Raw genomic sequence first — 25,092 nt, 5'->3', positions numbered from 1 at the left:
AAAATGCTAATTCGAAATATTTAAACTGCGGCCGCGCCCCCGACAATTTCCGACAATTCCTTGGTAATGGCGGCCTGACGCGACTTGTTGTAAATCAGCGTCAACTCGTTGATCACATTTCCGGCATTATCGGAGGCGGCCTTCATTGCCACCATCCGCGCCGATTGTTCGGACGCCATGTTTTCCGTCAGAGCCTGGTAAATCAGCGCTTCGACATATCGCACCATGATGTCGTCTATCACGGGTTTGGCTTCAGGTTCGTAGATGTAATCCCATACGCCGCGCTGTCCGGTAGGACCATCCCCCGCCTTCAGGCGCTCGTCCGAAAGCGGGAGCAACTGCTCCATCACCGGCTCCTGTTTCATCGTATTGATGAAGCGGGTATAAAAAATATAGACGCGATCGAAACGGTCCTCGGTATATCCATCGAGCAGGATTTTTACCGCCCCGATCAATCTCTCCAGATCCGGCGTGTCGCCCAGACTTACCACGTGCGAGATGACATTTGCGCCCAGGCGGTTCATGAACCCGAACCCCTTGTTGCCGATACAGCACGCCTCGATCTGTTCGCCTTCCGCTTCCCAGGCTTTCATCTTGCTTATCGCCATGCGCAACACATTCGTGTTGAGCCCGCCGCACAAGCCCTTGTCGGAGGTCACCACGACAATACCGATTCGCTTCACAGAATCCCGATCTATCAGAAACGGGTGACGATACTCGGTATAGGCCCGGCTCATGTGCGCGGCGACGTTACGAATCTTGTCTCCGTACGGGCGCGCTTTTTTCATGCGCTCTTGCGCCTTCCGCATTTTGGAAGCCGCCACCATTTCCATGGCACGCGTGATCTTCTGCGTATTTTTTACGCTCTTGATCTTGTTCCGTATTTCCCTGCTGCCGGCCATCGCTTAGTATGTTCCGTTCTTCTTGAAGTCCTGAATCGCGGCGTCGAGATCTTTCTCGGTCTCGGCATCGAGATCTTTGGTGCTTTCTATTTTGTCCATAATGGCGCCGTACTTACTGCGTATATAGCCTTTAAGCGCCGACTCGAACGCGAGCGCGCGCTTTACCTCGACGTCATCCAGATATCCCTTGTTGACCGCATATAACGTAATTGCCATTTCGGATACGCTCAAGGTGCCATATTGCGGCTGCTTCATCAGTTCCGTCACCATCTTGCCGCGCTCCAACTGTTTGCGAGTCGCCTCGTCGAGATCAGAAGCGAACTGCGCAAACGCAGCCAGTTCCCGGTATTGCGCCAATGCGAGGCGTACACCACCGCCCAGCTTCTTGATCACCTTTGTCTGCGCCGCGCCACCTACTCGCGACACTGAAACCCCGGCGTTGATGGCTGGACGAATACCGGCATTGAACAAATCGCTTTCCAGAAAAATCTGACCGTCGGTAATCGAGATAACGTTGGTGGGTACGAAAGCTGTCACGTCGCCCGCCTGGGTCTCGATCACCGGAAGCGCCGTTAGGGAACCGGTCTTTCCTTTAACCGCCCCATTGGTGGCATTTTCGACGTAAGCCGCGCTAACCCGGGCGGCGCGTTCCAGCAGGCGCGAGTGCAGGTAAAACACGTCACCCGGATAAGCCTCCCGTCCCGGCGGACGCCGCAATAACAGCGATATTTGCCGGTAAGCCCATGCTTGCTTGGTTAAATCGTCATAAATGATGAGCGCATCTCTACCGGTGTCCCGGAAGTACTCTCCCATCGTGCAACCCGAGTAAGGCGCAATGAATTGCAATGCCGCGGACTCCGACGCGGTAGCCGCGACCACGATGGTATATTCCATCGCTCCGTGTTCTTCCAGCTTGCGAACCACGTTGTTGATGGACGAAGCTTTCTGTCCGATCGCGACGTAGATGCAAGTCATATTTTCACCCCGCTGATTGATAATCGCATCGATCGCAACGGCCGTCTTGCCCGTCTGCCGATCACCGATAATCAACTCTCGCTGGCCGCGCCCGATGGGGACCATCGCATCAATGGATTTAAGCCCGGTCTGCACGGGCTGGTTCACTGATTGACGCCATATGACCCCCGGTGCAATTTTTTCGATGGGCTCGGAACGCGTCGTGTTAATGGGACCTTTGCCATCTATCGGCTGTCCCAGCGCGTTCACTACCCGGCCTATCAGTTCTTCACCTACCGGTACTTCAAGGATACGTCCCGTACACTTGACGGTATCGCCCTCGGTGATGTGCTCGTATTCACCCATAATCACCGCACCGACGGAGTCACGCTCAAGGTTGAGCGCCAAACCGAAAGTATTGCCGGGAAATTCAAGCATCTCGCCCTGCATTACGTCGGAAAGACCATGGATGCGCACGATACCGTCGGTCACTGAAACAATAGTGCCTTGGGTGCGGACTTCCGCAGAAGCGGCCAGTCCTTCGATTCTGCTTTTAATCAGTTCACTGATTTCGGATGGATTCAAATGCATTTAATTTACTCCTAGCTTTTAAGTGCAACAGCCATGGCTTCCAGTTTACCCCGCACGGAGGCATCGAGCACTTCGTCGCCGATCTCGACTTTCACTCCGCCTATCAATTCCGGATCGATGCTTACTTTGGCTTCTATTTTGCGCTTGAACTTGACCTCGAGGTCAGCCACAAGATCTCTTAATTGAGTATCACTCATGGCAAACGCTGAAGTAATTTTAGCGTCCAACACCCCTTCCTGACGAATCTTGAGTTGCTCGAACAATTCGCTCACTTCGGGCAATATTTCAATTCTGCCATTCTCCGCCAGCAGTACAATAAAATTCCGGCCTTCACCGGTGAGCTTGTCCCCGCATAAGTCGAGAAGCAGTTCGCCTAGTCGCCTCGCGGGAACGTTCGGATTACCGATGAGTGCGCGAATGCGTTCATCCGCCGCTATCGCGGCGGCGAGTTGCAACATTCCGGACCAGGCCGGCAGTTCGTCTTTAGCTTTTGCCAGCTTGAAAACGGCCTCCGCATAAGGACGGGCGATGGTGCGGGTTTCAGCCATCGCTTAGAGCTCCGATTTGATAGACGCAAGCAGATCGGCGTGCGCTTTGGCATCCACTTCGCGACGCAGAATTTTTGTGGCACCTGCCAACGCCAGATCTGCGACGTGCTGTCGCAATGTCTCCCTTGCGCGAAATACCTCCTGCTCGACCTCCGCCTTGGCACCAACGAGAATGCGGCTGCCTTCATCTTTCGCAGCTACCTTCGCTTCCTCGACGATCTCCGCCGCACGTCTTTCTGCCTGAGCAATGATATCGGTTGCGCGCTCCTTGGCCTCTCTCACTGCATCGGCGGACCGATGGCTGGCCAACTCCAGTTCGCGCTTTCCCCGTTCACCGGCAGCCAGTCCCTCAGCAATGGTTTTCTGCCGGTTTTCAATGGCGCGCATCAGGGGTGGCCAAACGAATTTGACTGTGAACCAGATAAATATGGCGAACGCCATCGCCTGAGAAATAAGCGTGAAGTTTATGTTCATGGCTTGCCTCTGATTATGGCACCGAGAGCGGGCATTATTATTTGATGACGGCCAGCAATGGATTGCCGAACGCAAAGAGCATAGCCAGACCGACCCCGATAATGAATGACGCGTCGATCAATCCGAGTAACAGGAACACTTTGCCTTGCAGCGTCGGCATCATTTCCGGCTGACGCGCAGCGCCTTCAAGGAAGCTGCTGCACATGATACCGATGCCGATACAAGCGCCGGCTGCGCCGAGGCCGATCATCAGGCCGATACCAATGCCCGTGTAGGCCTGAATCATCGCCAAGTATTGCAAATTGTCCATCTCGTTTTCCTCTCGTCGTGGTAGTTAAATAGTGATAGTGATTTGATAAGCAGATGGCGTTGAATCAGTGTGACTCGTGCGCCATGGAAAGATAAACAACCGTCAGCATCATGAAAATAAACGCCTGTAATGTGACGATTAGAATGTGGAAGATCGCCCAGCCAGCGCCAAGCAACGTGCCGAATACGGTTCCGGCCAGACCGGTGGCGGCCCACATGCCGATCAGCAGAAAAATGATTTCACCCGCATAAATATTCCCGTAAAGGCGCAGGGAGTGGGAAAGCGGCTTGGAAACGTATTCGACCAGGTTGAACAAAATATTGACTGGCCATAATAGCGGATTTTTACCGAAGGGGGTGCAAACCAGCTCGTGTATCCAGCCGCCCAACCCCTTGACCTTTACGTTGAAAAAAATCATCAGCAGCCACACGGAGAGCGCCAGCGCGAACGTCGTATTCACGTCCGTGGTAGGTACACTGCGCCAGTTGTGCAGGCCCAGCAGTTCGTACACCTTCGCCATGATATCGATCGGCAAAAGGTCCATTGTGTTCATCATCAGCACCCATACAAACACCGTAAGGGCAGCGGGGGCAACAAACGCATGTCGGTCGCCATGGAAAGTACTTTTGACCTGATCATCGATGAACTCGATGGCCAGTTCGACAAATGCCTGACGCTTGCCGGGAACGCCGGATGTGGCGCCACGCACCACTACCCATAGAAAGCCAAAGGTGAGGATGCCCAGCAACACGGACATCACGAGCGTGTCCACATGCAGCGTCCAGAACGGATCTTCACCTAGTGAACTTGTCAAGTTCGTCAGGTGATGGTCCATGTAGGAGGTTGGGGTGAGTTCTGTGCCTGATGCCATTTTTTACCTGTTCAACTATTTTATTCGTTCAGCCCTTGGCTCATCCGTTACAAACAACGCCATCCCGAAAATCAGGACCGTAAGTGCGAATGTGCCAATAAATCCTATTGCGACAACGTCTTTGTAAAGTGTCAGCACAAGCCACAGCAGGATCACCATAACGATGATTTTTACTGCTTCCGCTTTCAGCGCCGTAACCAATACGCCGCCTGCTGTAGCGCCCTGGTACCGGGATATGATCGCCGAGAAAGCGGCAGCGGAGATAATGCTCACCACGCCTCCCAGTAATGCCGAAGCTGCGCCGTGAAACCCCCACCACGCGCCGAGGGTCAATGCCACCCCCACAGTGACGATCAATTGCCAACGCACGACGACGCGAACTGGCTTGTTTCGTATCAAAGGCATATTTTTTGGTGCGTCAGAACGCAACTGCTTCGTGTGACATTCGGCGGGTTGCAATTCTGTTCTCGGAAGACCTGATTTTCGTCTCCAACCTTCGTCCTCTTCGGGTTCTTCTTTTTCTTTTTATACCCGATATGTAAAACAGGTCTTTGGCTGATTTCAAACCACGCGGATTCTAATCTGCTTGAGCGCTCCAGTCAATGGAAAGTCCACTCTCATGGTGAGAAATCAGGCCCAAACTCTGGAAAGCCAGCAATTACCTGATTTGTATTTTCTTGAAATCTTTCTTGAATCAGATACTGTTATTACACGTTATCCTGTTCATCAATGGAGGGATCAGGATGAAAAATGTTTACCCATGGATGCTGTTCGCGGCGCTCGTCGCGAGCTTGAGCTTTACCTCATTGACGCAGGGAGCTTCAATCGGCGTCTTGTGGTATACCTATGCGCATCCGGACTCCAGGTATCGACAGGATACCTCCTGGCTGTCCCGGATCGTTCATACTCTTCCCCGGAGCAAGGGGACGCGCTGGAACTTGACGTTCTGGGATGCCGGCAGCGCCATGCCGGATCTTGCGCGGTTCGACGTTCTGGTAATTGAAAGTGGAGAAGCTTTTCTTACCGGACCGCCCAACGGCCCACTTGCGGTGCCGGATTACCGCGGCATTCTGAATAACAGAGCAGCGATAGAAGCTGCTCGCGGAGACCGAACCTTCATTACCGGTGCCGATTCTGACTTCCATGCAATCCGCGGGGATACGGGAAACATTCCTGACGATTCCGGTGCGCCGGATGGCGGGGGCAAATGCATTCCTGCCATGATCTCACCGGATTGCTGGGATGGCGCGCTGGGACATCTGGTAAACGCTGTCAACTGGGCGGGAAGCGGCAATGGCCTCGGAATTGTCTCCTTTCTGGATGGAGAACACGCAGGGTCTTTCTGGTGGACGCATGAAAATTCTTTTCTGCGTGGCGAACTCGACGGGAAGGTGGATTACGCCGACTCGGAGCAAGCCCCTACCCTTGATCCATTACAGGCAAGGCATCCGCTCAATTGCGGATTGACTTCCCAGGGGCTTTCAGACTGGGACAAGTCATTCCACGCCTTCTTTCTCCCGGTGGAAGGTTACACGCCGATTATCGGCTCAAGTCAAAACCCCGGCCGGGCTGTTGCAATCGCGACATCGGTTGTGCCTCCGCCCACTGAAGCCGAAATATATATCATGATGATGACGGATCCAGACTGGGCCGATGCTGTAGTCCTGCCGCAGAATCCCTGTCTTTTTTGAATACCTGCGCGCTTTTGCACACCGCCAGGGGGCGAAAATGGGATGAGGGTCGCGGCTAACCCGCGCCTCGGCAACCGCCGGTGTAACCTCTAAATCTTCTATACCCATTTTAGAAAACCGTCCAAAACGCCGGATAAAACCATGCAGATTCTTCCTTGACTTCCCTAGGCATCCTCGTCCGGCGACCGGTAAAATTCAACGAAGAACTGCGTCGGGCCGAGTGGCTCCACATTATGCAAAACGTCGGGGATAACGGTTCCACTCCTGTCCTTCGACAATTCCATGTCTGCGTCCAGAGAGGGTACGCGGTAGCGAAGTTTTCCTTCCGCCACGACGATCTTTCCCCATATACCTGTTTTTGTGGAATGGTCTTTCCGCAGTCCGCCCGGCACCGATTCCTCAGTAAAAACGGGTGTTCTTTTATATGGAATAAAGTTATCGGGCAGTTCGAATTTATCGCATCGAACGCAGTTGAGCATTTTTCCCAGCATGCTCTCACGCCCTTGCTCGGAGATAACCCATGGGCGGTTGATAAATGGAGGGTTATGCCGGACGTGCTGCGCATGCCCGCAACTGAGAATTGCTACCGGTTCTCCGCCGCCGTCGAGTTCAAAGCTGGTAATTGGTCTTTCCATAAGTTGAAAAAGTGCGGTTTCGTCAAGATTGGTAATGCCGCGCACCTTGAAGTCCGGCCGCTGGTCACGTGAATAAGCTATCAAACAGTTTCTACTGTCCTCAGCATGTTCCGGGCCATCCGGAGGGTGAAACGCAACGTTCCCCGATCCCACGGGGTAAATCGCGGCAACTGGAATAAATCACTGTCTGCTCTGGCGGCGCCATGAGCAGTAGAGACTGCGGCATCGAACCCGAGACTCTTTACCATCCTGACATGTTCCGGCAAATAGTCTTGCCCCGGCTTACCGTTTGGATAAGCGAAAAATCGAAGCCGCTCACCGATTATACCTTCAAGTATTTCCTTGCCGCTAGCAATGTCGGCGCGGGCTGCGCTATTTTCCATTTGCGACAGGATGGGATGGCTGGCCGTATGCCCGCCAATTTCCATCCCTGATCCATGCAAAGTCCTGATCTGACCCGAAGTCATCATGAGATTGGACGCCGGGATGACGGGGATGAGGGCGCTCATCGCATCCACTGTCGATTGCCGTCGCTCGATGGGCAAATACTTGAGCTTGCCTAACAACTGATCTATTGCTTGACGGCGTTGAGTCATCGTTTCCACCGGAAATCTTCCCAGGCCTAAACTGTCAAGGTCAAGCGTGTTTCCCGGAGCATGGCGAATCAATTCTATCACCGTGTCGTTAAACATCCTCCCACCGTCAAGGAAGCTGGTTGCCACAAAAAAAGTGGCGGGGAGCCCGTGTTTTTGCAGGATAGGCAACGCGACTTCTGCATTGTCTGCATAACCGTCGTCAAAAGTAATACAGGCTGCACGGGGAGGCAATTTCCCGTTCCGCAGACCCCGAATGGCATCACGCAGCGATATTATCCGGAAGCAGGCTGCAAGCTGCCCCATATGCCGGTCGAAGCTCTCCGCGTCACCTTCACCGGGGAACAAGGGGTCGGGTTGAGGCAGCACCCGATGATAGATCAGTATGGATAAGCGGCTGTGTAATCCCCCAGGAGAAAACCGCTGCAGGAGCACGCGGCTCGGCAAGGAAACCCAAGCGGGAACGGGCGCGACACGGTTTTTCTTGTACCCGGATTCATGCGCTTGCATACGCAGTGCCCACGAGTGTTGTCAGAAAACTGACAGAAAAACAGCTCCTTTCGTTTCTTCCGATAGCAATACGCATGCCCTAGCTTGAATCCCCGGCAATTGTCCCGGCCTGCGACGGGTTTAACTGACCAAATTGGCGTGGAGCGCCCGTTCCTTTTTTATCGGAAGCTGACGAAGCTTTCTGCTTCAGTTCCTTTGCCACCAGAATGCGGGTCGCCACCATGGCGCCCAGGAGATAATACGGTACGTCGAAATAGAGCAGGCTGAGGAATGCTCCACCTGTCAAAAAGCCAACCAGAGACACCTGGATCATTCTTGCCAGGTTGTAGGCCCACTTGTATTCTTCAAGCTTCCTGGTATTCCGGATTATCCATGAGCCCGTACGCCATGTTAATAATCCGAGTAACAAATACAGGCCCAGGCCGACGAAGCCGTGCTCACCGAGCGCCTGAAAATAAATGCTGTGCGCAGCGTGCAAATCTTCCGGGTTGGGAGCATAAAGGTAAAATAGTTCAGGCGTAATAATCTCGAAACCGCCACCGGTCACGGGCTTGTCCTTGGCGAGATTATAGGCCATCCACCAGGCATTGAAGCGCCCCTGTGCAGAGGCGTCCTCTTCATACGAATTTATCGAATCCATTCTTTCCGTCCATTGCTCGGGCATGAATGCAACGGCTGGCGGAATAGCCACGATCAACAGCATCCCGATGCGGACCTTATGCTGGCTTTTAAGCCACAGAAACGCGCCCATCGCTGCAATTGCGAGCAAAGCACCGCGCGAATAGGAGCCCAGTGCCGCGAGCGAACTAAGCAGTATCGCGGCGGTTAAAGCATGGCGAACCCAGATTTTAGGCGTAATCGTCTGCAAAAAGTGCATCAGAGGTATAGTCATGATAAGTGCCAGCGCTATTTCGTTGTTTCCTCCGATGAAAGTTTGTTCCGGGCCCAGGACCATATCTACTCCGCCGCCTATTATCGTAAAAATCCCGCCCTTGACGCCGTAATATCCAAGCGAGATAACTATTGTCCAGACGAGAAGCTCAATATGTTTTCTTGTCTTGATGAGCATGAACACCACAAATGTCATCAACATGATCTTCATGACCTTGACCCACTGGTCGTGTATTTCTTCTGGATAAATGGCAAAGATCGAGGTCACATTCATCCATAATACGAAAGCAATAAAAACCAGGGTTGCCGACGTTAGAGGCAGGCTTTTCTCCTCCCTCGAAAACAAAAGGCTTACTATTGTTACCGCGGCGATAATTGCGGCAAACGGAAATGTGGTAGCGAACCCCCACCCCTGCGTATGGGGGTTCATGACACTGATCCACACCCACATCAATGCCCCCATATAAGGCTTTTTAAAGACCAGGGGCAACCAGCCAAAGACGATCAGGGTAACAAGAATATCTCTCATGCTTGTGCGCAGGGGCTTTGAACTTTTCGCATCTCTTGACGGTACAAAATATGGAAGGGGGTATCAAAGAAAGTCAACGAGGCCATGATACCCTTATCCGGTTAAGCCTCATCACTCGCTGGCCGTCAATCCGGGGCGCCGTCAACGATTCTGCCGCGACCGGCCGGGAGCCCGCTTTCATCTCCACCGCTCGGATTCTCTCTGAAAACATTGCGCTGACGCAAATATTCAATCACCTGCGCGACACAATCTTCAAGCGGCAACTCGCCCGTCCTCACGGCAAGCTCGGGATTGGCGGGCGCTTCATAGGGCGACGAGATTCCTGTAAATTCCTTCACCTCCCCGGATCTGGCTCGCCTATAAAGTCCTTTCACGTCGCGCTGCTCACACACGTTCAGACTGGCTTCACAAAAAATTTCGATGAAATCTCCATGCGGGAAAATGCTGCGTGCCCGTTGTCGGTCGCTCCGAAACGGCGAAATAAATGCGGTCATGGCGATGACCCCGGACTCTACCAGCAACTTGGCTGCTTCACTTATACGGCGTATGTTTTCAGACCGGTCCTGAACCGAAAACCCGAGATCGGAACATAAACCTTGACGCACGTTATCACCGTCCAGTACAAACGTGCGACAACTCCGCTGGTAGAGCTCGTCCTCCACCGCATGCGCCAAAGTCGATTTACCCGAACCGGAAAGACCGGTGAACCACAATACGACCGAACGATGAACATTCAACTGCTCCCGGTGGGCGCGGGTAATGGTGGCGCTATGCCAAACCGTGTTGGTACTCTTGTTCATGCTGCCGGTTCAAGTCCTTCATATTGGCGATCTGGATTATATATTTGCATCAATACATACGTAACGGCCCACGGGCGTGTAACCTTTGATCTATTCTCCAGATCGCTTGCTTTGCGGCCGAAATAAGGGAAACGCCTGCTTTCCACGTATGGATTTTTCGCACTCGGACGTATACGGCAACGGCAACGATGTAAGGTCTATGAGATGGGAAACTTCACGCGACGATATATCTAAAGTTCGCACCGCCAAATCCGGCGGAATTCGGGACTGATCGATTGCTTGGGATGGCTTGAGATCGGGAAAGCAGTCGGGAAATCGACCGGCAGCCATTTCCAATAATTATGGCAGCAAGATGCTACCCGCACAATGGAATTTAGGCACCACTTTGACGAGACGATCTTAAGTTGAACTAGAATGCCTGTACGGTTCTGGCCGAACGACGTCATGCATGAGATTCCTGCGGATAGCGATAGCAGTAATAAGCCGCCAGCGTTACAAACAGGAGAGACGGGTAAAACTCTGCTGGATCTGGGAGAAAGCCGCCTTCCATCCGTTCAAATAAAAATTGTGCCGCGGATTAAGGAAACGGCGCCCGCGTCCGTACTAGACAAGTTTGCCGCTACTGGATTTCGAGAGAAAGAGGTTTTAAGTGAGAAATAATAACGCGCTGATAATTTTGGGAATGCACCGTAGCGGCACCTCGCTGCTGACGGGACTTCTAAGCCAGGTCGGGGTCAAAATGGGGAGGCGCCTGTATGCGCCCCAGAAGAACGTGAATGAAAAGGGCTTCTGGGAACATGAAGATATTGTCGATACGCATGATGAACTGCTGCTGAGCCTGGGCTCTCAATGGGACGATTTGTTGCCTTTAAACGATAAATGGTGGGAAGCTGAAGCGATTCAACCATTTGTTGCCCGGCTGGATAAACTGGTGCGACGGGATTTCTCGGATGCCGAAGTCTGGGCGCTCAAGGACCCGCGCATGTGCCGGTTACTTCCGCTATGGCTTCCTCTGCTCGAGGCTCAACAGACTAGACCAACTTTCATTTGCATGAACAGAAATCCTGTGGAGGTGGTAGCGTCCCTGCAAAAACGGGACGGTTTTTCCAGGGAAAAGGCATTGGTGCTGTGGTTGAGCCACTCACTGTCCGCCGAGTTGTATTCCAGAGGGATGTCTCGGGTGTTTATTGGTTTTGATCAGGTTGTCAACAATCCTGTCGAGACCCTTTTGAAAATAGAACGTGAAGCAAATCTCGTCTTTCCCATATCCGTGAAAGAAGCGAGCGATAATATCAATGGCTTTGTTTCTCCTGATCTTCGCCACCATAAAGCTGATGCAGCGCTGAAGCAGGCGGATGAAGGGCTGTCACGGATGGCTAATGAGCTGTACCGCCTCTTTCAGGAAATGGAGGTTGAGACCAGCAGCCACCACCAATTGATTGACCGCATTGCGTCAGATTTTATCGCGTACCAGAAAAAATGGAACGTGGAACTCCTTGAGCAAATCCGTTATCTGAATGAGGAGCGAGCGGACTACAGGATCAAGTTTTTTCGGATTTATACATCATGGAGTTGGCTACTGGCAAAACCTGTGTGGTTAATCGAAAAATGGTGGCGCAGATACTGAGGTCCTTATACGTGCATGAATAGGGCCACATGCACCGCATGGCCCCGTATCGGCTTCTATTGAAGAGTATGCAACAGGTCGAGGAATGCCATGGTTATGCAGTACTCACCACTTCGGCCGCCAGCCCAAAAGCCCGGCGGGAATATATGCCAGCGTTTTTAACTTGGCGGGGTGTTTCAGCCAGGCCCTGATCAAGAAATGATTAGCCATTTTCAGATTGCCCGACGCGAGGTGCCTGAGGCCGAATTCCATCTGGTAGTAAGCGATATTCTGTATGAACCGGCTCTTCGTAATGCAGCGGCCATCGCGGCTGCATAATCCCCACTTCTCGGCTGCACCGCATAACAGTTCAGCCCGATAATCGATATCCCTTGCCATACGATTTCCCTGTTTCGGGTGCTGGCGATATAGCGTCAAGGATTTATTCAATTTGATAATCCGGTATTGCCGGGAAATGCGCAACCAGAGATCCCAGTCCTCGCTGTAAGGAAGAGACTCATTGTATACGCCGCATTCATCGAAGACTTCTGCGCGTATCAACGCTGCACTGGTTAATATCCAGCAATCGAGAAGGAGCAGATGATATATCCAGCCCGAAAACTCCTCATCAATTCCGGTTGGGAATGACGCCGGGTCAAAGCTGTCAGGATGGGGGAACACGCCTTTTTCGTCCGGATGCCACCAGATGAACGAACTGTAGACCAACCCGGTTTCCGGATGCTGTTCCATCTGCTCCACCTGAAGCGCAAGCTTGTCTGGGTACCAGTAATCATCATGATCCATTAGACAGACATACCGGCCCGCTGCCTCACGGATTCCGTAGTTGCGCGCGGCGCATACGCCTGAGTTGACCTGCGATAGAAGCCGGACCGAGGTCCCGAACGATGCAACGATTTCTCGCGTGCGATCCGTGGAACCATCGTCGACCACAATTAATTCCAGATTCTTCAGAGTCTGGCCGAGTACACTATTGATCGTCTCCGCGATGTACGCTTCGCAATTATAAGTCGGAATAACAATAGAGACAGTTGGCTTGGTTGCTGCCATGAAGGAAGGTTTTTTCTGTAAAAAATAATATATCGGAGGTTTAACGTCGAGATCCGATCTCTAAACACCATAATCGGACTTCTCTGGCAATACAATTCAGATGCATTGACCATTATAAATTAGATGCCTGGGGAAACCTCCCTCCTTTTCCTGTAAATCCTGTAGCCGGAAAAATTACGGGAACGAGGATCGGCGGCGGTATCGACTATTGCACGAAACTCCACTGACGGATCTTGAAATGAGCGGCACAAACATGCCCGATTTCCCGCCAATAGGTGTTCAGGGTAATTCAGTAAAAACCCATTTGCCGCTTCTGCCGATGAGGTAAGATCAAACGAGCGGCCCCACATAATTTGGGTGAGAGACAACGGAAATACGTGTCATGTGCCAGCAAAGGAATTGCCATCCGGGGACATGAACCATCACCTCACTTGACGATAAAATATCTCGACAGAGCTTTATGAAAGATAGCGTATTACAAGTCGGCATCTATCAGGGTCCGGAGATTCCCCAGAGCTTCAGGGTCTATGCCGAGAATGTGCGGAGACATCTGCCGAAGCAGGAAATAGCGATCATTCCTTTCAAGGATGAGAGAGATCTGCCGAAATCAGCGGATGTACTTTGGGATATTCGTTCCGGGGGAGGGAATCCTCCTCCTGGTTTTCTCCTGAAGAACCATCTTCCACCCCTGGCTGTGACCGTGCATGGTTTCGCTCCTGTAACGCTAAATGGTTGGGAATATTTTCGTACGGTGAAAGGCTGGATTATGTCGGGCCATTACGCCAGACTCAAGCGCGAGCGTTGGCAACAGGCTCAGACCTCCGTAGCAGCTATCATTGCTGTATCTGCGTTCGTCAAAGATGAAACTATCCGCTACACTGGGGTTGCCGCCAATAAGGTCTACGTTTGCCATCATGGCGTGGATAGTGAAGCTTTTACACCGGGTACCGCCACCGAGCCGGGTAGCTACTTTTTTCATATCTCCAATGATGAGCCACGGAAGAACATCAATAGGATTTTGACTGCGTTCGGCAAACTCAGACGTGATAATAATAATGTTCAGCTTGTGCTAAAGCTTCCCGAGCATGTCGCACAGCGCTACGCCGGGATAGATGGCGTGCAGGTAATGACGGGTTCGCGTACAACTGACGAATTGGCCGACCTCTATCGCAAAGCCCTTGGTTTCGTCTTTCCGTCTCTGTATGAGGGTTTCGGCCTCCCCATCATTGAAGCCATGGCGTGCGGCTGTCCTGTCATCACATCCAATGTTTCAGCTTGTCCTGAAATAGCCGGAGAAGCGGCGGTAACTATTGACCCGCGCGACGAAGATCGACTGCTGGAAGCCATGCGCACTTTCTGCCAAAACCCACGGGTGAGAGCAGAACGGGCGGCGGCCGGCCTCAAGCGGAGCCGATGCTTTTCCTGGTTAAAAAGCGCGCAATGCCATTCAGATATTCTTCACGCCGCCGCATCAGGTGGAAAACAGGAAACATTCCAGAATGTTTAGGAAGTGAAGCGACAACAGCTGTGTATGTGGAGCAGGCCCACTGCACGCATTCCTGGAATGTCCGCCACGGGGCCGCCAGGTCGAGCTACAAGTCACCGATGCAATTCCTGGATGATTACCTCGCTACTTGGCGGAAGAAGCAACCGGCAACATAAATCACACCGGTTGGAAGACGAAAAACCGGGGCAATCTCGGGTTAAGCACCTGATCGCGCCGGGACAGTTCCCTTTTTTAAGCCTGAAAACACGATGAGACAATGACACCGACGTACAACTCATATCGCGCAAACCTTTTCGTGGCGACAGTAACTGCGGTCGGTCTTTCAGCCTTTTGGTTCTGGCTTACCTGGCGATACGACTTTGACCTGGCTGATGAAGGTTATTATTGGTACGGGGCGCAGCGCGTCTTGCAGGGGGAAGTGCCGCTGCGAGATTTCATGTCCTATGATATCGGCAGGTATTACTGGACGGCAGCTTTCATGCGCCTCATGGGAGATGATGGACTCTTTGCTGCTCGTCTGAGTGCTGTCGTCTATCAAACCCTTGGGACGCTATTGGGCGTGTTCACGTGCCTGCTGGCCCTGCAACGGAAAGGTGCTGTGCGATGGCTGTTCGCGCTGCTGGCAGCCTTCATTCTTACCATCTGGGCGATACCGTATTACAAGGCCTATGATCATGCCACCAGCATCATTATTGTCGCAATGCTGGTTCTCATGCTAAAAACTGCCAAACCTGCCACATGGCTTTTTGCAGGTATCTGTCTTGGCATTGCAGCCGTTATGGGACGCAATCACGGCGCATATGGCGCGGTCGCATTCATTTTGGTGGTATCGGCACTTTTGGTCCAGATGCCGTCCCGACGGGCTTTGGCAGGCTTGTGTGGTTATTTTTTCCTGGGCGTTTTGATCGGCTTTTCACCAACGCTAATCATGATGCTCGCCACTGATGGTTTCGCAACTGCATTCGTAGGTAGTATCGCCAGGATGTTTAAGCATGGCGCGACCAACATTCCCCTGCCTGTTCCCTGGCCCTGGTCTATGAAACCGGGAGAGGTGGGAGTTTTTTGGACATCAGTGACAATATTCACTGGAATCGGTTTTGTGTTTTTATTGGCTTTTCCTCTGGTTGGAATCCTCGCCCTGGCATTTAGACGTTTTGATATGAACAGCGATGGGAGAAAAGTCCTTTTTGCGACAGTTGCTGCCACTATTCCTTATGCTCACTATGCTTTTTCCCGTCCGGACCTGACGCATCTGTCGCTAGGCATATTCCCAGCCTTGATCGGTCTAATGGCTGCAGGCGGGTTAATGAAAGGGTCGCGTCCGCTGGCGCTGGTCGTTAGCTTGCTTGGCGTATCGTTGCTTACCCTGAGCGGCTCGAACGCGTATCTGGCGCACAATTTAATCAAAATAGATCATGTAAAAACCGATGTTGCTGGTGAGCAACTATGGATAAGTCGTGGCTTGTCGGAGAGACTGCAACTGATAACCAGGGAACTGCAAGAAATGACCGGCCCTCCCGGAAGGTTCTTGGCCTTACCCAACATGCCGAGCATACATGCTATTTTCCACGTCAAGATGCCAATATGGGAAACCTATTCCTTGATTCCAAGAGGCAGGGACTTTGAAATTGCTGAAATCATGCGCCTGGAATCGTCTTTGCCGGAATTGGTGCTCCTATCCGACCATGCCCTGGACGGCAATCCAGAATTCCGATATAGCCGAATGCATCCATTAACTTATGCCTGGCTCATTTCCAGATACCGGCCTGCCGACCGGAGTCCTGAACTTGAGGATCTTAACCTCAAGGTTTATTTGCTGGACCAAAGCAGTCAATAGCTGTTATTTATGCTGCTTGATGAAGCGAGAGAAATCACCATTGCCCCGCAAATAATTCAAGTAACGGTCTGGATCAGAGAAATACGCTTCAAAAATATTCGTGATCGCCTGAGTTTTTCTCTGGCCAATTCGCTCCCGTTGCCAAGCACGTAATCGATCCAGCAGTGATCCCGGCTGGAAGTACATGAGATTCTCGCCAATCCAGTTAATTGTACGAATAAGGCGGTCATTCATTAAGTCTGCACCGTTATATTTGATGTTTCTGGAGGTCGAGCCAAAGTGAAAAATAAGATCGCCATATATACCGGCAAAAAGAATATCGTCGTTATTTATGTTAGTGCGTTTTAGCCGGGTCCAGTTTAGACACTTACGATGAATGATCTCAGATATACCCACGCCAGTATCGGGACGCTGACCGGTTTCCATACGATATTTGATAAATTCATCACTGGAGAAAAATGAATCGGGTGGTATGAAAACAGGAGAAAATTTCTCGTAAAACGTAATAGGCATCAATAATCCGCACGGGTGCGTCAGATCGGTATCGCCATTTTCGGCTCGAAACACAGCCACGACACCGCTCGAAGATGCTGCGGATTGTTCTGACATGACGTGGAACCAATCATCACGGACAGGAAACGAGTCCATATCCATTGTGCAAATATGGCTGCATCCATCCGCGAATGCAAGCCCGGTCAGTTTATCCAGATAAGAACCATGTTCGCGTGCATCGGGATGCACTACGGTACCAGCACGACTTGGCGTATCAGAAGCGAAATCGTACAGCTTCATGTTGGGATGAGAGCCGATACGTAACTGAGCTATTAATGGTTCGGGTGTCCGAATAATAGTTCCGTATATAGTGTAATCGATTGTTTTAGTGTGACGTTCTATCCGACGAAGGTGTTCCTGAAGAATCAGACGGGTATTTTCATTCACCAGATAAACGACAATAATACCGAGTTTCATCTCGGGGCCTCCTTCAAGTCCAGTTGAAACCGGACGGCCATCTGCTGCAAGCCGGACAGTTTATTTGTTTTCTACACCTCAAACCGAGTTGGAATACCGATAGGTCAAACGCTGTATTATTGATCGTCCGGTTCAGAGGGCGGAGGAGTGCGCTGAAGACTCGGGACTTTTGCCTCTTCGGAAGAATAGTTCTATCGTATCCATCAATCTTTTTCGATAAAAAGTGCGTAAGGTCAAAAAATAGCTGGCCGCGCCAACGCCGATTTCAATAATCAGCCCCTCTATGCCGGCCTGTTGACCAAATATGTATTTGGTACCAAGTACGCATCCTGCCATAACAACCGAAGAAACAATTGCCGGATATAAACACTGTCCAATCTTCGTAAAAGAAATATTGAAAACAACCCCACTTATGCTGATAGTATAAAAAGCAACGATCAACTCGCTCGCCAATACGGCCACCGCCAAGCCAATTGACCCATAATTGGCGCCAATTAACGCCAGGGGCAATAGAACTGCCAGCCCCGCGAGCCCGGATCTTACTGTCAAATCTGCGCGTCCCATGCTGTTTATTACAGGTCTGAGGAAAGATGTTGTCATCCTGAACGGCATGCTGATCGACAATAATATAAGAGGTGTAACGGCAGCGGACCACTTCGCGCCCAATACCACGGGCACAAACTCTGGGGCAATGCAGGCAGTGCCGATCATCACAGGCAACATGCCGAGCGATATGATACCGAGAGATTTGCCTAGATAATGTGCCGCGTCATCGCGCTGGTCCTGAAACTTGGAAAATGCGGGGAAGATAATTGGATTAATCACTGCCATTATCTTGGAGAGTGGGAGCAAGGCAAGCTCAAAAGCGGCAACGAATATACCCAGTAACTCAGCACCCAGGATCGGTCCCACCAGAAGAAATGCAAGACTCTCGGTAACCTTGATAATCGTGCCCCCTAAAACCAGAACTCCGCCAAAGGCCATCATTCGGCGAACTGCTGAAAAATTAAGTGAAGGCACAATAAACCACGGTTCCAGGATCATCAGCAAAATTATCTGAAGCATATTACTTACCAGTGTGCCTGCAACGAGCGCCCAAATTCCTGCACCCTTGATGGCCAATACCAACGTAGTAATAGCAGCGGAAACGCCAGTGATTAATTCTATAAGTGATTTGAATTTGAATTTAAGATGCCGGTCCAGAATCGCGTTGGGAATAACCCTGAAAGGTATTAGCAGAAAGATAAATGCCAGTGCCTTTGCCAGCTGCTCGAGGCTGGGTTCGTTGAAATAGGCAGCTATCAGGCTGCCTCCAAAGAAATAGGCAAGAAAAAGCAGACCATTAATAAGCAGAAGCCACCCGAAAATGTTGGGCAAGTCATCCTGCTCGATATTTTTTGCCCGTATCAACGCGAGGTCGAGACCGAGAGTACTGAGCAACAATAATAGCTCCAGCGGAGCTCTAAGCATGGTGTTAAGCCCATAGTCATCGGGGGTGATAAAGCGAACCACGACGATAGTACTAACCCAACTGATAATTTGAGCTACCAATCGAAATACGATAGACCAACGAGCGCCGGACAGAATCTTATTAATAATTTCTGTTTTATTTTGTTGCTCGTCCATGGGGTTTCTTCAAGAAAATGAACAGAAGTCCACTAATGTGATTTCTCTACGCCAGCAACCTGCGGGGCCGATGGTTGAAATTTGCATATAAACATCGACACCGGGCTAGAGTTTCAAGTGATGATTCATTTAATCCCGAATTCCAGCCAGCGTCACCCGATTCTACTCACATTTAACCTTGCCTAGTCTAGGCAAGGAGAATGGCACCCAGCAATAGTTACGTCGATGCGTCCTTTATCGCCTCACTTAACTACCAGGGTGAGGTCAAAGCGAACGTGCTGAGCAGCATGAGGAGTTCGAGCGGCGCGTCCAACATGGCATTAAGCCCATAATCTTCTGGACTTGAATCGCAATATTAACGGCTTGATCCAATCCACCCTTGAATCCAGTACCTGCGAACACATCGCGATAATAGTGGACGTGCGTCTCGACGCGGGAGGAGCCGCTCCAGTTTGAGAAGCCGGCGCGTCTCCCGATGTTTCGTATCCCGCCTTTGAGGTGACTCCATCTCTTTGCGAACCGCAACACTATCGTGATTTTGGATGCACTCGTGCAGGGAAAAACAAGGCTGGAGAGCAGGAATGTATATAAGTTCATACTGAAGAATCTTGCGGACTGGGGGCCGAACCGGGTTAGGACAACGGGCAGGGAAGGATGCCACCGGGGTACGGGCCTACGATATCCACCAGCCGCTTGATTCCCGGTTTTTTAAGCCCTTGCATGGTTTTCCCAAGCTTTTCCCATTTATAGTTGCCGCTCATCCGCGCGGAATGCTGCTCTCCCGGCCGCGATCAAACAGCAGCAGCAACCCGCCCAGCAGGGACGGGACGCCGATGACCAACAAGTAGGTCATCAGGGAGACGCCCACTGCCACCTCCGCTGGTGCGCCGACCAGCGAATAGAAAAACACGAACGCCCCTTCCCGAACCCCAAACCCGCTCACGGTCAAGGGCACCACCGTCAACATCCCGATCAACGGGTACAGCAACAGGTTCTGCACGAAGGGCACCGGTTGGTCGAAGGCCAGGAAAAGCAGGTGAACGACAGTGACCAGCGACAGTTGAAAAGCCGCGATCCACAGCACCGTGGGAAGCAAGCCTCGACGGTAGGGAAAGCGCTGTACCGCCTGGTGCAAGCGATGCAGATACTGCAACGCTCGGCCGACCATCCGGGCGACGCGCGAACCGCCCGGCGCCGGCGCCTTCCAGCGTACCAGAAAGACCGCCAGTAACAGCAGGACCAGCCCACCGTCCATCGCCAGCACCAGGACCAGGACCGGGCGGAACCGATCCCCATCGTAGACAAAGGGTAGTGCCAGAAGGGCAAACAGGCCGAGCAGCAGGAAACCGATCATCCTTTCGATGACTACCGTGCTCCCGGCCACGCCGCGACTGCCGGGGTGACGGCGCTCGATGAACAGAATGCGGAAAAAATCCATACCTTGCGATCCCGGCAGGAAGAGACCGAGAAAGGTTGCCTTCCAGTTGAACCCCCAGAGCACAGTCATGCGCTCTTTGATACCACTTAAAGCCAGCAGGTAACTCCAGCGGCTGGCGGACACCCATGGGATCAATGTCAACGGCAGCAGGGCCGCGACAACCACGAAGCCAAAATTGCGCAGGCGGTCGAGGATGCCGGCAAGGGAAATATCCAACAAGTGGAACAACGCCAGCAACAGAGCCAGCGTCAACGCGAGTTTGACCAAGCCGCGTGTCATTGCTCCAGGCGGCCGATGACTGCGGCGGCGAGACGGTTCATCACGTCCTGACCGTTGAAGCTACGATAGACCTTCAAGATGTCAGCCCAGCTTCCTGCAACCGTCGTCTGATACTCTTTGCGGATACGCACGTTTTGCCGCGCAATGGCCGGCGTTTGCCGGAAATAGGCGCGCAGATAGGAGAGGCGTGGCCCCGCCAACAACTCCGCCATGGCCGTTATCTGGGCCCGGATGGGGGCACTGCCGGTGGCGTCCAGCAGATGCGCGCTGGTATCCGTCAGCCGGACCACGTGCACAGCGGCATCATACTGATGATCCGGCCGGATTTGGACGCTAACGACGAGCCCCTCCTGCAAGCGTGGGTCATTGGGCACAGGCGACAAGCCATCAAAGACTCGCGAGTGGAAGATGAAATTGCCAAGGCTGTAATAAATCTGCCGGCCACGATATGTCTCACACGCCTGCCAGACATGGGGATGGGCACCGATGACCAGATCTGCACCGGCATCGATGCAGGCATGGGCGATACCCCGCTCCCGCGGCGACGGCACATGGACGTATTCATAGCCCCAATGGAAATAGGGCACGACAAAACAGCCATCGGCCTTAAGTCGGCGGATGACGCTCCGCAGCCGCGAGGGACGCTCGCTGGCGGTGCCAGGCAGGCCGTCCCCGGCATTGGCGTAGCGGGTGGCTCCGAGCAGGGCAAGGCGCACGCCATCACGTTCGAGAATCAGCGGCGTGAGTGCGGACCGCTGATCGGGCCCGAGGCCAAAATGACTAATGCCTGTCTGCCCGAGTGCCGCGAGCGTATCCCGGCAGCCCGTCTCGCCGTAATCCTGTACATGGTTATTCGCCAGGGACACGGCAGCAAAACCCTGCAGTAGAGCCAGCGATTCCGCCGGTGCGCGAAGGTTGCGTACCTGGAGCGGCTTCGGAACCTCATGGAGGGTGATCGGGCATTCCAGGTTACCAACATTGAAGGCGTCGTCCATCAGGGTCCGCAGTGCCGGGTCGAACTCAAATCGTTGCCAGTCGATGCCGTCCAGGCAGATATCGCCGAAGAAATTGACTTTCATCATGCGGATCCCGCACTCAATCGCTCAATGTTCTTGAACTTGCCGGTGCGCGCATCCACCGGCATGACGGTGTCGACGAACTCCACCGCCAGCGGCACCTCGGCAAAGCGCGTCCGCCAGCGCGCTAGCGCTGCGTCGCGCACCGCCTCAGGCGCCTCGCCGCTGCGCAGGCGAAGCCTCAGGGCCAGCCGGCCGTCCGGGTACTGGACGAATTTGAACTGGGTGCAGAGCTGGAAGTCCATGAATAGCGCATGCGCATGGTGATGGGCGAACCGCTGGCCACCGGGCAGGGTCAGCACATCATCCACCCGGCCGAGGATCAGCCCCAGCACTTTGGCGGGGCAGTCTGGCCCCGGCAGGACCTCGCTGGTATCCCCGGTCCGATAGCGAATGAAGGGCATGGTGTGATTTACCAGATTGGTCAGCACCACGTCCCCCAACGTGCCGCCACCCCCTTCAACGCGGGCGTTAACGAGTTCGAGCATGCAGGCATGGCTCTGGATACGGAAATAACCGCCGTCGCCGGGATGGTGACCGATGGTCGGGCATTCCTGGAGGCCATAGTGGCTCACCACCGGCGCGCCGAGCAGATGCTCGCAGCGCGAGCGCAGCGTCCGGCTGAGCGTCTCGGAGGTCAGCACCACCAGCCTGAACTGGTAGCGCCGGCCCTGCTCCTCGAGAAAGTCGCACAGTATCGTGATGATACCCGGCGTGGACCAGAGCACAGGAGCGTTCGCATGTGAGTCGAGCCAGCGCAGAACCTCCGTCAAAGGGGTGTAGATCGAGGCGATATCGCGCTCGAACAGCCCTAAACCCCTACGCAGCCGTGTCAGCAGCCCCAAATCCTGTTCCACCTGCAAAACCGCGCTGGGTTCCAGCCGGGTCAACATCAGGATGCGTTGCCAAGGCCGCCAGCCCAGCTCGCATAGCATCGCGAACACGCGCACATGAGAGGTGTATTGCTCGGTCCGGGCCTGGTAGATTACGAAGGGTTCGCCGCTGGATCCGCTGGTGGTGATGCGCACTAGATCCGGCGTGATCGGCCGGGTCATCAGGTCCTGAGTTGGCACCGTCCGAAGGAGGGCCTTATCCACCATTGGCACGCGCTCGATGTCGGCCCAGTCGCGGATCACCAACCGGTCCACGCCGGTCTCGCGGTACAGGTGCCGGTAGAAAGGCGAATGTTCGCGGGCATGCTCGAACAGGCGCCGGAAGCGGACGAGTTGGCGGCAGCGGACCGCAGAGGAGGACAGCCGCGCAAACCGCACGCTGTCGGCGTAATGGTTAACCAGGGAACCGTATCGAAACATCAGGGCAGCGTTCTCCGCGTGGGTGACAGTTGCTGAAGATCCCATGATAGCGGCACAGCATCCAGCGAAAACGAGCCCAACATCATTGAAGCGCCTTCGATGTCGGTGATCGACAAAAGCGCGCGCACTTGTGCAATGGCGACGAGCAACCGATGCTTGTCCGCCGCACACAGGTAGATTCGGGCAAACACCTGATTCAGTGTGCCGGCCTCAGTCAGGACGTCGCCCTCATCACGCAGCCGCAGTGTGGCATAGACCGCTGAATGGGCGCAGACCTGCTCCCAGCCCCCGATTCGCCCGATTATCCCGTTGCGCAGTAGTATGACGAGCACGCAATGCGGTCGCTTGAACCGTGGGTTATCGGCGGTGCGCAGATCCCAACCCGCGAACTGGCCGGTCAGCGCATAGGCGACGTGCATTTTGACCTGATCGATGCCGTTCTCTTGAGCGATGGGCAGGTAGCCGGCGCCACCAGATAGCCGCAAGCCCATCTCAAATAGCGTGATGGTGCCATCGAGCACGAAGCCCTGGACGAAAAAGGTGCCGTTGCGAAGACCGAGGTCGGCGACGAGCGACCTCATAGGTTGTACGAGGCGGGCAAACCAATTGTCGATGTAGCGCGACGGGAACAGGTAACCCATCGGTTGCGGCGCAAAGCCAGGCTGTTCGGTGTTCATCAACCGGTCGGCCATCGCTGAGAGGCTGAGTATTCCATCCTGAACCGTTAGATACAAATAGACGTCGTCGGCCTCAATATAAGGTTCTGCGATAAACTCCCCGCTACCGGAGTAGCTGAGCGCACGCTCAATGGCAGGCGCTACCTCTGCCGGGGTCGCACAGACTGAGATACCCCGGCTGCTGTAGCTATCGGCGGGTTTGATGATCACTGGGTACGGGGCCTGCTGCGGCTGCTCGCGCAACTGCACCGGGTCGATGTCTGGGACCACCGGGATGCCGTGTTTGCGGCACAGGGCTTTGAAGCGGCGCTTGTTCAGGGTCTGTTCAAGCTGGGTGCGACTGGCATAGAACGGCAACCTCAGTGCGTCACAGACCGCGCGGCAAGGCAGGAGAGTGATGTCCGAATAGCCGGTAAACACCCCGTCGGCACGGACGGTGCGAGCCAGGTCGACGAGCCCGGGCACGTTCAGGGTACTGACCGCATAAGCCTCCTCAGCCTCGACCTTTGCTGGAGCTCGGTGCTCATCATAGTAATCGGTAACAATGGTGTAGACGCCAAGCTCACGAGCCTTGCGCACGACATGGCACATAAGCGGTGTGCCGCCGAGGAGCAGCAGGCGTTTGCCTTCAAGAAAATCTGGCGCGACGAGGGTCAAGCCACCTCCTTGGCGGCGACAGCTTCGAACAATAGCGCGCAGCTTAGTTCCGGGTAGCCGATGCCCACCTCGCACATGCCACGAATAATGTCCGATCCAAGTTGCAGGGAGATCAGTTGGTGGGTCATCAAGGGTTTCAGAAAGATGCCTTCCCGACGCGTGATCATCCAACCTGCCGCTGTAAGATCCGCGTCCAGCGTGGTGACGGAATAAGAGCGGTGGTGGCCGAGCTCCAGATCGCCCTTACCCAATGCCGTCATGTCCAGTAGCAATCCCGCGGCATGGCCGATGCGCCGGTGCAGAGATTCACCATTTGGAACCGCAACAAACAATCGACCGCCTGGTTTCAGAAATCGACGGATATGCTTCAACAGTGCAACCGGCTCGTACACATGTTCGAGGACGAAGCCCATCACTATGGCGTCAAACCGCTCCTCGATATCGAGTTTTTCGAAGTAGGACTCCAGCACCTCCGCCGTACACTGTGGAAACTGTTCGCGAAAGCGGTTGATAACGACAGGCGACCCGTCGACGACCACATGGCGGACAAAATGTCGGGAAAACGCCTCGGTCGTCACACCCCGGCCGATGCCGAGTTCGAGGAGACTCCCGGACTCGCGAGACAGCGCCATAATCCGGTCCGGGTACCAATTGGAAATGATGTTATTGTCGAAGGCGTAGTCGAAACCCGCGCCATAAGCATGGGCATGCCAATCAAGCTCGTTACTCATCGATCACAG

At 53.5% G+C, this 25,092-nt stretch carries 25 protein-coding genes; 6 read left to right on the top strand and 19 right to left on the bottom strand.

Annotation, left to right across the window (positions count from 1 at the left end; all coding sequences use genetic code 11):
* Positions 1-20: 20 nt before the first annotated feature.
* From atpG to BMZ14_RS08705, 7 genes are all read right to left on the bottom strand, one after another.
* Positions 21-902: a F0F1 ATP synthase subunit gamma gene (atpG, locus tag BMZ14_RS08735; protein WP_074796800.1), complete on the bottom strand. Its 882-nt coding sequence runs from the start codon at positions 900-902 to the stop codon at positions 21-23.
* Between the two features lie 3 nt (positions 903-905).
* The gene (atpA, locus tag BMZ14_RS08730; RefSeq protein ID WP_074796799.1) at positions 906-2,447 is read right to left on the bottom strand and encodes a F0F1 ATP synthase subunit alpha; all 1,542 of its coding nucleotides are present in this window, start codon (positions 2,445-2,447) and stop codon (positions 906-908) included.
* Positions 2,448-2,458: 11 nt separating this feature from the next.
* Positions 2,459-2,995 carry a F0F1 ATP synthase subunit delta gene (locus BMZ14_RS08725; RefSeq protein ID WP_074796797.1) on the bottom strand — a complete coding sequence of 179 codons (537 nt, stop codon included), beginning with the start codon at positions 2,993-2,995 and terminating at the stop codon, positions 2,459-2,461.
* Between the two features lie 3 nt (positions 2,996-2,998).
* Complete coding sequence (locus tag BMZ14_RS08720) at positions 2,999-3,469, bottom strand: F0F1 ATP synthase subunit B (RefSeq protein ID WP_074796795.1); 471 nt, start codon at positions 3,467-3,469, stop codon at positions 2,999-3,001.
* Positions 3,470-3,506: 37 nt separating this feature from the next.
* Positions 3,507-3,779, bottom strand: coding sequence for a F0F1 ATP synthase subunit C (gene atpE / locus BMZ14_RS08715; RefSeq protein ID WP_074796793.1), 273 nt, complete (start codon positions 3,777-3,779; stop codon positions 3,507-3,509).
* Between the two features lie 64 nt (positions 3,780-3,843).
* Positions 3,844-4,650, bottom strand: a complete 807-nt coding sequence (atpB, locus tag BMZ14_RS08710) for a F0F1 ATP synthase subunit A (protein WP_074796791.1) — start codon at positions 4,648-4,650, stop codon at positions 3,844-3,846.
* A gap of 15 nt (positions 4,651-4,665) precedes the next feature.
* Positions 4,666-5,055, bottom strand: a complete 390-nt coding sequence (locus tag BMZ14_RS08705; protein WP_074796789.1) for an ATP synthase subunit I — start codon at positions 5,053-5,055, stop codon at positions 4,666-4,668.
* A 284-nt stretch (positions 5,056-5,339) separates the two neighbouring features.
* On the opposite strand from BMZ14_RS08705, the gene BMZ14_RS08700 reads away from it, so the two are divergent.
* Entirely contained in the window at positions 5,340-6,341 is a 1,002-nt protein-coding gene (locus BMZ14_RS08700) for a PEP-CTERM sorting domain-containing protein (RefSeq protein WP_256208517.1), read from the top strand.
* Between the two features lie 164 nt (positions 6,342-6,505).
* On the opposite strand, the gene BMZ14_RS08695 is transcribed toward BMZ14_RS08700, so the two are convergent.
* From BMZ14_RS08695 to cysC, 4 genes are all read right to left on the bottom strand, one after another.
* A complete protein-coding gene (locus BMZ14_RS08695) occupies positions 6,506-7,060 on the bottom strand; it encodes a DUF3565 domain-containing protein (RefSeq protein WP_256208516.1) in 555 nt (184 codons plus the stop codon).
* Complete coding sequence (locus BMZ14_RS08690) at positions 7,057-8,079, bottom strand: polysaccharide deacetylase family protein (protein ID WP_083396726.1); 1,023 nt, start codon at positions 8,077-8,079, stop codon at positions 7,057-7,059. The genes BMZ14_RS08695 and BMZ14_RS08690 overlap by 4 nt, the downstream gene beginning before the upstream one ends.
* Positions 8,080-8,158: 79 nt before the next feature.
* On the bottom strand, positions 8,159-9,499 hold the full coding sequence (locus tag BMZ14_RS08685; RefSeq protein ID WP_074796787.1) for a putative O-glycosylation ligase, exosortase A system-associated: 1,341 nt from the start codon (positions 9,497-9,499) through the stop codon (positions 8,159-8,161).
* Between the two features lie 125 nt (positions 9,500-9,624).
* Complete coding sequence (gene cysC / locus BMZ14_RS08680; RefSeq protein WP_083396725.1) at positions 9,625-10,299, bottom strand: adenylyl-sulfate kinase; 675 nt, start codon at positions 10,297-10,299, stop codon at positions 9,625-9,627.
* Between the two features lie 444 nt (positions 10,300-10,743).
* On the opposite strand from cysC, the gene BMZ14_RS08675 reads away from it, so the two are divergent.
* Complete coding sequence (locus tag BMZ14_RS08675; protein WP_218145002.1) at positions 10,744-10,959, top strand: hypothetical protein; 216 nt, start codon at positions 10,744-10,746, stop codon at positions 10,957-10,959.
* Positions 10,949-11,926, top strand: coding sequence for a sulfotransferase family protein (locus BMZ14_RS08670; protein WP_143071936.1), 978 nt, complete (start codon positions 10,949-10,951; stop codon positions 11,924-11,926). Before BMZ14_RS08675 ends, BMZ14_RS08670 begins: the two co-directional genes overlap by 11 nt.
* Positions 11,927-12,031: 105 nt before the next feature.
* Here BMZ14_RS08670 and BMZ14_RS08665 read toward each other — a convergent pair whose 3' ends face one another.
* Positions 12,032-12,973, bottom strand: coding sequence for a glycosyltransferase family 2 protein (locus tag BMZ14_RS08665; RefSeq protein WP_074796781.1), 942 nt, complete (start codon positions 12,971-12,973; stop codon positions 12,032-12,034).
* Positions 12,974-13,433: 460 nt separating this feature from the next.
* Between BMZ14_RS08665 and BMZ14_RS08660 the strand changes: the two genes are divergently transcribed.
* The gene (locus BMZ14_RS08660; protein ID WP_074796779.1) at positions 13,434-14,480 is read left to right on the top strand and encodes a glycosyltransferase family 4 protein; all 1,047 of its coding nucleotides are present in this window, start codon (positions 13,434-13,436) and stop codon (positions 14,478-14,480) included.
* A 295-nt stretch (positions 14,481-14,775) separates the two neighbouring features.
* Complete coding sequence (locus tag BMZ14_RS08655; protein WP_143071935.1) at positions 14,776-16,317, top strand: hypothetical protein; 1,542 nt, start codon at positions 14,776-14,778, stop codon at positions 16,315-16,317.
* Between the two features lie 3 nt (positions 16,318-16,320).
* Here the strand turns inward: BMZ14_RS08655 and BMZ14_RS08650 are convergent, their stop codons facing one another.
* Both BMZ14_RS08650 and BMZ14_RS08645 read right to left on the bottom strand, forming a co-directional pair.
* Positions 16,321-17,286 carry a hypothetical protein gene (locus tag BMZ14_RS08650; protein WP_074796775.1) on the bottom strand — a complete coding sequence of 322 codons (966 nt, stop codon included), beginning with the start codon at positions 17,284-17,286 and terminating at the stop codon, positions 16,321-16,323.
* Between the two features lie 132 nt (positions 17,287-17,418).
* The gene (locus BMZ14_RS08645) at positions 17,419-18,912 is read right to left on the bottom strand and encodes a lipopolysaccharide biosynthesis protein (protein ID WP_074796773.1); all 1,494 of its coding nucleotides are present in this window, start codon (positions 18,910-18,912) and stop codon (positions 17,419-17,421) included.
* 200 nt (positions 18,913-19,112) lie between these two features.
* On the opposite strand from BMZ14_RS08645, the gene BMZ14_RS15465 reads away from it, so the two are divergent.
* On the top strand, positions 19,113-19,244 hold the full coding sequence (locus BMZ14_RS15465; RefSeq protein WP_256208513.1) for a hypothetical protein: 132 nt from the start codon (positions 19,113-19,115) through the stop codon (positions 19,242-19,244).
* Positions 19,245-19,669: 425 nt separating this feature from the next.
* On the opposite strand, the gene BMZ14_RS08640 is transcribed toward BMZ14_RS15465, so the two are convergent.
* Genes BMZ14_RS08640 through BMZ14_RS08620 form a run of 5 tightly spaced genes read right to left on the bottom strand, consistent with a single transcriptional unit; the run spans position 19,670 to position 25,083 of the window.
* A complete protein-coding gene (locus tag BMZ14_RS08640; protein ID WP_177186950.1) occupies positions 19,670-20,617 on the bottom strand; it encodes a lysylphosphatidylglycerol synthase transmembrane domain-containing protein in 948 nt (315 codons plus the stop codon).
* An 8-nt stretch (positions 20,618-20,625) separates the two neighbouring features.
* Entirely contained in the window at positions 20,626-21,711 is a 1,086-nt protein-coding gene (locus tag BMZ14_RS08635) for a CapA family protein (protein ID WP_083396724.1), read from the bottom strand.
* The gene (locus tag BMZ14_RS08630) at positions 21,708-23,063 is read right to left on the bottom strand and encodes a phenylacetate--CoA ligase family protein (protein WP_143071934.1); all 1,356 of its coding nucleotides are present in this window, start codon (positions 23,061-23,063) and stop codon (positions 21,708-21,710) included. The genes BMZ14_RS08635 and BMZ14_RS08630 overlap by 4 nt, the downstream gene beginning before the upstream one ends.
* A complete protein-coding gene (locus tag BMZ14_RS08625) occupies positions 23,018-24,352 on the bottom strand; it encodes an ATP-grasp domain-containing protein (protein WP_074796765.1) in 1,335 nt (444 codons plus the stop codon). Before BMZ14_RS08625 ends, BMZ14_RS08630 begins: the two co-directional genes overlap by 46 nt.
* Complete coding sequence (locus BMZ14_RS08620) at positions 24,349-25,083, bottom strand: class I SAM-dependent methyltransferase (protein ID WP_074796763.1); 735 nt, start codon at positions 25,081-25,083, stop codon at positions 24,349-24,351. Before BMZ14_RS08620 ends, BMZ14_RS08625 begins: the two co-directional genes overlap by 4 nt.
* Between the last annotated feature and the right edge of the window lie 9 nt (positions 25,084-25,092).

This window comes from Nitrosospira briensis (genome assembly GCF_900115125.1).
Classification (GTDB): Bacteria; Pseudomonadota; Gammaproteobacteria; order Burkholderiales; family Nitrosomonadaceae; genus Nitrosospira; species Nitrosospira briensis_A.
The sequence above is the reverse complement of the archived record's forward strand: the minus strand, read 5'-3'. Positions and strand labels throughout refer to the sequence as shown.